This is a genomic window from Arthrobacter sp. MSA 4-2 (assembly GCF_016405885.1).
Taxonomy (GTDB): Bacteria; Actinomycetota; Actinomycetes; order Actinomycetales; family Micrococcaceae; genus Arthrobacter_D.
Map to the genome: position 1 here is coordinate 1 of NZ_JAEKGC010000025.1, position 9,435 is coordinate 9,435.

The window sequence follows — 9,435 nt, forward strand, 5'->3', positions numbered from 1 at the left end:
TGTTGATGTCGTCATTGAAGACCCTGTGCCAACAACACAGTCAAGGGCATGTGACCAACCCCACGTCGCAGGAGCCGTGAGCCGTCCGCAGCGCCGTGGAGCGCAGACAGCGTCCCGTCCAGCATGAGTCCCGGGCGGGGAAACTGTCGTGATGCACGTTCCGGGCAGACACTGAAGGAACCTGAAAAGTGTTGTGCCCCTGGAAGCTGCTCAGGCCGCGTCGGGCGCAGTCTGAGGGGCGCGCGGCGGCCGCGCGGACGCGATCAGCATGACCCGTACCATGTTTGAGCGGATGCAGTTGTCTGTCGAGTGACGAGCTGCGTGCGGGACGCGAGGGTCGAGCGCATGCGCCAAGACCGGTCAGGATCCCTTGGTGAATCGGAGCTTGTAGGAGATCGTGGTGATTCCTGCGTTCTTCCTGCTTCGCTGATGTCCCCGCACGTAGGGTGGGCAGATGGTCTCGGAAGCTGATGTGCTGTTGGTAGGGCCTCGTGGGCGACGCGTGTGCCTGGAGTTGGCAATGGAGTTGAGTCCGGAGATCAGGTCCGCCGTGTCCCGGCTCGCCTATGACCTGGACCCGGGCAAGGGGGTCTCCCGGGTGCTGCTGACTTTCACCTCCGGGGACGTCAGCGACCCGCCGCCGAGACCGTCCCTGACGGACTTCATCACGGCGCTGGCCTCGATCGATGTGGCGCGGGTGGGAGCGGACGTCATCGACCGTGCTCTGGCCCAAGCGGTCGACACGTCCCGGCCCTGGCAGGAACCGGACGGAGAGGATTTCCTGGCAGCGCTCCCCGAGGTGGGAGCTGCCCTTGCCCCGATCGCCCGGCACATCACCTCCGTGCCCTCGCGCAGTGGTGGTCGCAGGACCGCCAGATCGAGCAGTGGACCATCGACTGGGGGTCAGCAGATGATCCGGCACCGCTGCCCCGGGAACCACGAGTCCTCTCCACCTGGGCCCGCGCCACACGCGCCGAGGAGATCCGCGCCGGGCAGGAAAGGCGACAGGATCCTCACGCCAACTACTCGGGGACGTGGTGGTCCTTTCCGCGAGGGACCATCCAGTCGGTCGGAAGGATACCGCTGGGATTGAACCTCATCGAGGACTCCTTCGACTGGGAGCACGCCACGGTGATCCCCGTGCGCGGTGCCGGCCGCACCTACGAGGTTCGTACTGGAGACGATTGGGTGGCATTGTGCCGTGAGCACCCGTTGGAGGTCACCGCATCCCGGCGTCACGACTGGTTCCGTTGTACCGGGCGCGACGGCAGGTGGGTGATCCCGGACTGGGAGAAGATCGCCAAGCGGTGGGATGCGGTGCACCTGACAGTCCGGGCCTACCTCAGCAGTGCCAATCGTTCGTTGCAAATCGACACAGGTACCTCGACGGTCATCGCGGGATGGAATCCCGACACGACTATCTGGCTCACAGATGTTGCACGCGAGGAGGACGGTCCACGCCAGCACTGGCAACGCTCCACGCATCAAGAGACCTGGACAAGAACCACACCCTGACCCACCAGCCCTCCTAGGGCCCATCCCGCACAGGGATCGGCATACCGCGGTCGGAAACGATGACGACAAACGTGCACCAAAAGGCGATAAAAACAATCGAACCGAGCCAGAAGGCTGTTTTGATCTGCCCCGAGGTAGGAGGAAACACCTCGAACGGTTCTAGTCAGGAGTCAAGCACGCCGAACCGGCCGTTTGTTCGGTGTCCGGCTGTTGCGTCTCGAGAGCTACGGGGCCGGCCCGTCGTTACTTTGAGGTGGATGCCACTGATTGGCCCGTTCGTTCAGGGCGGCGAGGCGCGCCGTTTCCATGATCCGTGTTCTGCGTGTTTCCGGACGTTTCGCCTGAACAATCCATTCCAGGATTCCACGGCGGGTGGACCGCGGAAACCTGTCCCAGTTGCTGCGGGCCGGTGCATATCGTTGGAACTCCGCTTCAAGATCATCAGGGACGACCAGTTCTTCCACCTGATCAAGAAGATTCCAGGACCCGCTTTCGACTGCCTCCGCGATTACCCGCTCCCCGGCTTCGGTCATCAGGCCTTCCCGCCGGAGCTGCTCCACACGGAGTTTGTTCGGGCGTGACCACGCGCTTCCGGGCTTTCGGGGCGAAAAGTAGAGGAGTGTCCGCTCGTCATCGAGCTTCTGAGGTTTGCTGTCGACCCATCCGACAGCCAGAGCCTCGGAGACGGCGTCATCGTAGCTGAGCGCCGGTCGGCCGGTGGCCTTCTTCCACGAAACAAGCCACGCGGACTCCTCGGTCTGATGATGGGCAATGAGCCACTGGCGCCACTGCTGACGGGTCTCGGCGTGGATTTTGGGAGCGGACGCCGGGTCTGCCATGGTCACCTTATTCGAGTTGCCCGCATTCGCGGCCGGTCGTTTGGGGACCGCCGGAAGAGCAACGGAACCCTGGACCAACACCGTCACGGATCGTGGCCGTCATGATGATTGGGTTCATGAGCGTACTCTCCGCTTCCGTGTGGCGGTAGCACCCGTGCTCTCAGTGGCCCAGGGGCCAGGATCGCGATGACTGCTGCGGAGACCACGCGACCGACGGCCGCCGCCACCGGGATGTGCTGAGACCTGAATGGAGGCCTCTGGGCGGCGCCGGCGAGTCGTGACCTCAACCAATGCGGGGGTGCGGCTGTCCGGAAGTCCTCTGGCGGGGAGAAGCGGGGTGTGGACAGTGTCCACGCCTCGAGTCTCGGACTGGGCCGTCCCGGTGCCGGACCAGACCGGATTGCGGATGCTTTCGGGGGAGCGGCGGAGATTCAAGGTGTGGAGTCCGGTTCGAGTCACACTTCGGCCACATGTTTCCCCTAGTCAGAGGCCCTTTTGCTCTCTGGATGTGGACAGTCCGGCCGAATGTGTGCGGCGCGGGTGCCGGATCTGGTGGTTGGGTAGGCGTCTTTCTGCCGGTCGATGACCCTCGCGGCGCATCCCGGTCAGGGGGCTTCGGTATCGCCGGTGCGCAGGGCCAGTTCCTCGGTGATTGCCTGATAGCGCTCCAGCGTCTCGGCAGGGGGGAAGTCGTTATCGAGAAGTTCGTACAGGCGGTTCGCCAGCGTGCGCAGCCGGCGCACCGACACGGCGGAGAGGTCCTCGATGAGCCGGGCGTCCTCCAGCCAGGATGCCTCCCGCTCCCGAACGGCGCGGCGGGCGCGCGGATCCGCGGCAGGGTACGCGTCCCACAGGTCGGGCAGGGTCAGGTCCGCGGATTCGTCGGCCACGCGGGTCGTCACTGCTGGCGCGCTTGTCATCGTCATTCTCCGTTTCGATCTCAACAGTCCCACCGGACCCCGGCACTTCTTCGACACTATCCGGGTGGCCCCGAAAAGCAAGCTAAGCACGCTGATTTTTTGGTGATCGAAGATCTTTTTTCCCGTACCGGCACGCCTCGGGACCCATGCCGCCTGATACCGGCCGCGCACCCGGCAGTGGGCAGGTGGCGGATGAGCGGTTCAGGCCCCGGGGTCGAGCCACATGGCGATCTGCACCTGCGCCGCAAGGCGTTTGAGGTCGAGTTCATCGTCCGCCGTAAAGGTCCGTGGCCGGTCATCGATCAGGCACAGGGACCCGATGCGCCAGCCGTCCGCGGTGGAGACCGGGTGTCCGGCATAGAACCGGGCCCTGGGTCCGCCGGCGACCAGGGGGTGGTCCCGGAAGACCGGATCCGTGCCGGCGTTGGGAATGATCAGGGTGCGGTCCTTTTCGATGGTGATCGCGCACAGGGACAGCTCCCGGGGCAGGTCCTGACCGATCGGTCCGGTCACGGATTTGATGATCTGGCGGTCTTCGGTGATGAGGGAGATCGAGGCGGAACTGACCTCGAAACGCATCCGGGCGTAGGCGGTGATCCGGTCGAAGCGCTCCTCCCGGCCGGTCTCCAACAGCCCGGACGCGTACAGAGCATGGCAGCGGCGCAGTTCGGCCTCGGCCTGCCGGCCCTCATTACCGTCCGCCCAACCGGCGGGAGCGTCGATCCCGGCAACATGGACGCCGGTGACCGGCGGGCGGTCGAAGCGGTATCGGTCCGGGGTGGTGACGAGCGGGCGGAGGTAATCGGCAAAGCCCGATCCGGCGGCCACCTCGCCGGTGCTGTAATGCGCCCCGTCAACCGGCAGATCCCGGGACTCAAGAATTTCATTGATGGCATCGGCCACCAGGTCGCGCTGCACCGTCGAGATCATCAGGAGCCCGGCGAGGTAACCATTGACCTCGACCTCATCCAGGGCGCCACCCACGCCACGGTAGCACTGCCACACCTCGGCAGCGTCCAGCCCGGCCCCGGACACCGCCTGGGCAGCGGTCCACTGCTGCACAACTCCGCCGAGCACGCCCATCCTTTCGTTTCCACCCCGCCCACCACCGGGACAGCCACTCCGCCCCACCCTAAACCACAGGTGCGGCACGAGCGGTCCTTCAACGTTCACCGGACCGGTCAAACACCGCAAGCAGGAACACGTGCCCCGTTTGCTCCATGCGTGAGGGACAATGCGACCGGCCCCCTCATTCCCGGCGCCGGCCGGGCGTCGTCACCTTGGATGGGCGGGAGGGCCCGCTTAAAGGATCCGGAGGGCAGGCTGCATTGTTGCTTGCACCATGCGGGTATCAGAGTCAGCCCACGTGCACCCATGGCCGGCGGGACACCTCGGGTTCGGCTTCGCGCAGGACCTCCCGGGTAACCGGTGCGATTTCGCCTTGACCGAGGATGAGGAACTTGAAGAGGTTCACCAGGGGGTTGCCTTCGGTCCAGCGGAAGTACACATGCGGCATGAGTCCCGTGATGTCCCGGATATGGAGCATTACCGCGGCGATGGTGTTGGGAACGTTCGAGCTGTGCACCTGGAGGATTCGGAACCCGTGCCTGGTCACCCCGCGGACGTGCAGGTGCGTTTCGAACTCCGATGAATCATCGACAATGACCTCGATGAACAGGGGCTTGTCCGAAGAGCTGAGATGGCTGACGGTGCAGGCGTGCTGGAACTTGCGCCGGTAGGCGGCGGCGTTGAGCCGCTGGGGCTCGTGGGCGATCAGTGAGATCTGCCCGGAGTCCTGCGCTGCGACGAAGGACAACGCCTCCTCATCGAGGGTGATCGCGGCGGCCCGCAGTTCAAATGCCCGTCGCGCCCTGGAGGCGAAGGACACAACGAGGATTCCGACGATGAACAGGGCGGCGATCCCGGCGCCGTCGGGGCGCTCCCAAATGTTGGTGAGCGTGGTCCAGATCAGGATGAGGGAGATGACTCCGAAGCCGAGCGCGGCCGGGTGCTGGGCACGGCGGCGGGCGGACAGGGTGACGGCCACCGATGCGGAGGTGATCAGCACCAGTACTCCGGTGGCGTAGGCGCCGCTTTGGGCCTCGACGTCGGCCTCGAAGGCGATGGTGACCGCGGCGGCGATGAGGGTGAAAACCATCACCATGGGTCGGACGGCCCGCGACCAGGCGGGGGCCATGCCGTAGCGGGGCAGATACCGCGGGACGAGGTTGAGCAGCCCGGTCATGGCCGAGGCGCCGGCGAACCAGAGGATGGCGATGGTGCTCGCGTCGTAGAGCGTGCCGAAGCCTTCGCCGAGGTACTCGTGGGCGAGGTAGGCCAGGGCGCGGCCGCTGGCCTCTCCGCCGTCCTCGAACTCCTCCGCGGGGATGAGCAGGGTTGTCACGAAGCTTGAGGCGATCAGGAAGCCGCTCATGATCACGGCGGCCGAGGTGAGCAGTTTCTGCGCACCGATGATCCGCCCCCGGGGCCTGTCGGGTGTGTCGCCCGGGGCGCCTTTGATCTGGGGCATGACCACGACGCCGGTCTCGAACCCGGAGAGTCCCAGCGCAAGCCGGGGAAAGACCAGCAGCGCGACGGCGATTACCGCGAGTGGGTTGCTGTGCTGGGCGGTGAGGGTGGTCCACCAGTTGCCGATGGGTTCGGGGTCCGCGGTGATCTGGGCAGCGGCGGTCACCACCACCACGAGGTTCAGGGCGAGGAAGGCTGCGACCAGGGCCACGGCGATGCCGATCGCCTCGTGGAACCCGCGGAGGAAGACGCCGGCGAGGAGTGCCAGGAACACCAGGGTCACGGCCACCTCCTGGCCGTGCAGCCAGGCTGGCGCGAAGGGGTTTTCGATCAGGTGGGCGGTGGCGTCGGCGGCGGAGAGGGTGATGGTGATGATGAAGCTGGTGGCCGCGAACCCCAGCAGGGCGAGCACGAAGACCTTGCCCTTCCACTTTGGCAGCAGCTTTTCCAGCATCGCGATGGAGCCCTCGCCATTGGGGCTCTCCCGGGCCACCCGCTTGTAGACGGGCAGCGCACCGAACAGGGTGACGGCCACGAGGATGAGCGTGGCGACGGGTGCGAGTGCGCCGGCCGCGGCGGCGGCGATGGCCGGCTGGTACCCGAGGGTGGAGAAGTAATCGACGCCGGTCAGGCACATCACCTTCCACCAGGGCTGCACGGTGAACCTGGGACGGCGCGTTGGCCGACGCTGGTTTTCGTCGTCGAGAAGCCAGTGGCCGAGCCGGCGGGCCCGGCGGGACTGGATGACTTGCTCTAGGGTTGCGCTCACGGGCTCGAATCTACGCCCGGCCAGGTGGGCCAACGGTGGTTCTTAATGGATCCTTAACACCTGTTCGTGTGGGGCTTCGGAATGAAGGGCGTTCGCCAGGGGAAGCGCATTCGCCAGGCGGACAGATGGGCCGGCGGCGATCAGGGCTCGAACCGGTATCCCATCCCGCTTTCGGTGATGAAGTAGCGCGGACGGGCCGGGTCCGGTTCGAGCTTGCGCCGCAGCTGGTTCAGGTACACCCGCAGGTATTGCACCTCCCGGGCGTAGGCCGGCCCCCAGACCTCCAGCAGTAACTTCTGTTGGGTGACGAGCTGGCCGGGGTTCCGCACCAGCAGCTCGATGATCCGCCATTCCGTGGGAGTCAGGCGTACCTGTTCGCCGCGGCGCTCGGCCTTTCTACCGGCAAGGTCCAGGCGGAAGTCGGCGGTGGTGACCACGGGTGTCCCCGGGGTCGTGGCGGATCGCCGTTCGGCTGCGCGCAGGCGCGCCAGCAGCTCTTCGAGGCCGAAGGGTTTCGTCACGTAGTCATCGGCCCCGGCATCCAGTGCCTCGACCTTGTCTTCCGGCCCGTGGCGTGCGGAAAGCACGATGATCGGCACCTGGGTCCACGCGCGCAGCCCGGCGATGACCTGCACCCCGTCCATGTCGGGAAGCCCCAGGTCAAGGAGCACCAGGTCCGGGCGGTGCTCCGAGGCGGCCGCGAGCGCGGATGCGCCGTCAATGGCGGTCACCGGGTGGTAGCCGTGGGTGCGCAGGTTGATCTGCAGGGCACGCAGCAGCTGCGGTTCGTCCTCCACCACCAGGACCGTGGTCACAGCCGAACCCCCGTTGAAAGCGGGAGCCGGATGATCATGGTCAGCCCGCCACCCGGTGCCGGTTCGGCAACCAGTTCCCCGCCCATCACCTCGGTGAACCCGCGGGCGACCGCCAGGCCCAGTCCCACGCCGGAGGGGCCGGCGTCGTCGAGGCGTTGGAAGGGTTGGAACATGCGCACCATCCCGTCCGCGCCGACGCCGCGGCCGTGGTCGCGGATGCGCAGCTCACCCGCCGGGAAGCCCCCGACGGTGCCGGAGACCGCCGACGTCACCTCGATGTCGGTGTTGCCGGCGTGCTTTTGCGCGTTTTCGGCGATATTGGCGATGACCCGTTCGAGCATGCCGAAGTCCGCCTGCACCGGGGGAGCGTTGGGCTCGAGGAGGATCCGCACATTTTCCGACGGCGCCCCCCGCAGGGCGGCCCCCACGACGTCCGGCCAGTGCACGGGCCCCAGGTGCGCAGTGGCTGCATCGCCGCTGAGCCGCGACATGTCGAGCAGATTATCGATCAGCGAGGCCAACCGGTCCGATGACGCCTCGATGGTGCCGAGCAGTTCGTCCTCTTCCTCGGGGGGAAAGTCGATGCCCGGCTGCCGGAGGCTGGTGACCGCGAGCTTGATCCCGGCGAGTGGCGTGCGCAGGTCGTGGGAGACCGCCCGCAGGATCGCGGTGCGCATCACATTGCCCTCGGCCAGCCGGCGGTTCTCCTCGGCGCTGGCGAGTAACTGCTGGCGTTGACGCAACGCAGACAGCTGGGACCCGAAGGCCACCAGCAGCCGCTGTTCCCGGGTCGTCAGCGCCCGGCCGTACAGCACCAGCTTCAGGCCGCCGGGAACACGGATCGCAGCATCACCGTCGCCGGTTGTCCCACGCGCGGGTGGATCCCCGCCGTCGGTAGCAGTGGACGTGCCGTCCACGGCGAGGACCTTCCACCTGTTGGGCTCGTTGGTGCGGGCGTCGCCGTCCCCCTCGTCCCGGACATACAGTGCTGCCCCTGCCATGCCGAAATGGGTGCGGACATGGTGGAGGAAGCCCTGCAGGGTGTCCTCGGCGGCCAGTACGCCCCGGGCCAGTTCCCCCAGCGTTGCGGCATCGGCAGAGGCGATGGCGGCCTCGCGGGACCGCCGGGCGGCGAGTCCGACCACCAGGGACACCGAGACCGCAACGGCCACGAAAATCGCGAGGGTGAGCAGGTTCTCTGCGTCGGCGACCTCCAGGGATCCGAACGGTTCCGTCGAGAAGTAGTTAAGGATCAGGCTGCTCCACAGCGCGCCCAGCAGTGCCGGCCACAGCCCCCCGACCAGCGCGACCGCCACCACCCCGGCGACCTGCAGCAGGACATCGGCTGCAAGGAAATCCCCGCCCGCGGCGAACGTGCCCCACTCCAAGAGCGGCGGAAGAGCCAGTGCCAAAGCGAATCCGATGAGGGTGCGCACCCGGCCAAGGTCCGGTGCCGCTAATCGAGCCATCCCGTAATCCTCGCAGGTCATCTGCACTTCGGACCTATCCGAACCTCCGAAGGGCAGAGTCCTCACTCCTCCTCCGGCGCGTCGCTGTAGGGGGCCATGGGTGGAGGGGTTTCCGCGATTTGTTCGTTGACCGCGTAGGAGACGCAGTCCCGGTCCAATGGGGTCAGGCAGATTACGGCATGGAGGTAGGCAACCCCGACGTCTGCTCGGTGAGCAGATAGCCCTTCGTACGCCCGAAAATGGTGAAGGGCTCGTACGGGGGATTGGGCGAGGTGCTCACAGCGGACCCCCCCGGTCGGGGCGGTCCCTTGTGGGTGGTCAGCCGAGGATGGCTAGGGCCCGCGGGATGCTGTCGATGGTGATGTCGGTGCTGGTTTCGACGGATTTCACTTCGCCGTCGAGCTGGTACGGCATGGGCTTGAGCGTCGAGAACCGGTACTGGCTGTAGCTGGGTTGATCGCCCAGTCCCTTGGTGGTGGCGCGCAGGGCAGTCAGGAGGATCCGCCACTTGGCCATGTGCGGGAAGATGATGACCTCGAACTTCCCGTCCGCGGGGTGGTCATCGGCTTCGCTGAGGGT

General features: G+C 66.5%; 7 protein-coding genes and 1 pseudogene. 1 reads left to right on the forward strand and 7 read right to left on the reverse strand.

Annotated elements, in window-relative coordinates; all coding sequences use genetic code 11:
• Window positions 1-1,089: 1,089 nt before the first annotated feature.
• Window positions 1,090-1,515, forward strand: coding sequence for a hypothetical protein (locus tag I6N91_RS17305; RefSeq protein WP_233091997.1), 426 nt, complete (start codon window positions 1,090-1,092; stop codon window positions 1,513-1,515).
• A gap of 224 nt (window positions 1,516-1,739) precedes the next feature.
• Here I6N91_RS17305 and I6N91_RS16830 read toward each other — a convergent pair whose 3' ends face one another.
• The 7 genes and pseudogenes from I6N91_RS16830 to I6N91_RS16860 all read right to left on the reverse strand — a co-directional run.
• Complete coding sequence (locus I6N91_RS16830) at window positions 1,740-2,354, reverse strand: YdeI family protein (protein ID WP_198814461.1); 615 nt, start codon at window positions 2,352-2,354, stop codon at window positions 1,740-1,742.
• Window positions 2,355-2,959: 605 nt separating this feature from the next.
• Window positions 2,960-3,274: a hypothetical protein gene (locus I6N91_RS16835; RefSeq protein ID WP_198814463.1), complete on the reverse strand. Its 315-nt coding sequence runs from the start codon at window positions 3,272-3,274 to the stop codon at window positions 2,960-2,962.
• Between the two features lie 201 nt (window positions 3,275-3,475).
• On the reverse strand, window positions 3,476-4,351 hold the full coding sequence (locus I6N91_RS17420; RefSeq protein WP_198814465.1) for a GAF domain-containing protein: 876 nt from the start codon (window positions 4,349-4,351) through the stop codon (window positions 3,476-3,478).
• 280 nt (window positions 4,352-4,631) lie between these two features.
• Window positions 4,632-6,440 (reverse strand): amino acid transporter, encoded by a 1,809-nt coding sequence (locus I6N91_RS16845; protein ID WP_198814471.1) that lies wholly within the window; start codon window positions 6,438-6,440, stop codon window positions 4,632-4,634.
• 272 nt (window positions 6,441-6,712) lie between these two features.
• Complete coding sequence (locus I6N91_RS16850; protein WP_198814467.1) at window positions 6,713-7,387, reverse strand: response regulator; 675 nt, start codon at window positions 7,385-7,387, stop codon at window positions 6,713-6,715.
• The gene (locus I6N91_RS16855) at window positions 7,384-8,856 is read right to left on the reverse strand and encodes a DUF4118 domain-containing protein (RefSeq protein ID WP_233091998.1); all 1,473 of its coding nucleotides are present in this window, start codon (window positions 8,854-8,856) and stop codon (window positions 7,384-7,386) included. The genes I6N91_RS16850 and I6N91_RS16855 overlap by 4 nt, the downstream gene beginning before the upstream one ends.
• 318 nt (window positions 8,857-9,174) lie before the next feature.
• Window positions 9,175-9,435, reverse strand: a pseudogene (locus I6N91_RS16860) (diacylglycerol kinase); the annotation flags it as partial.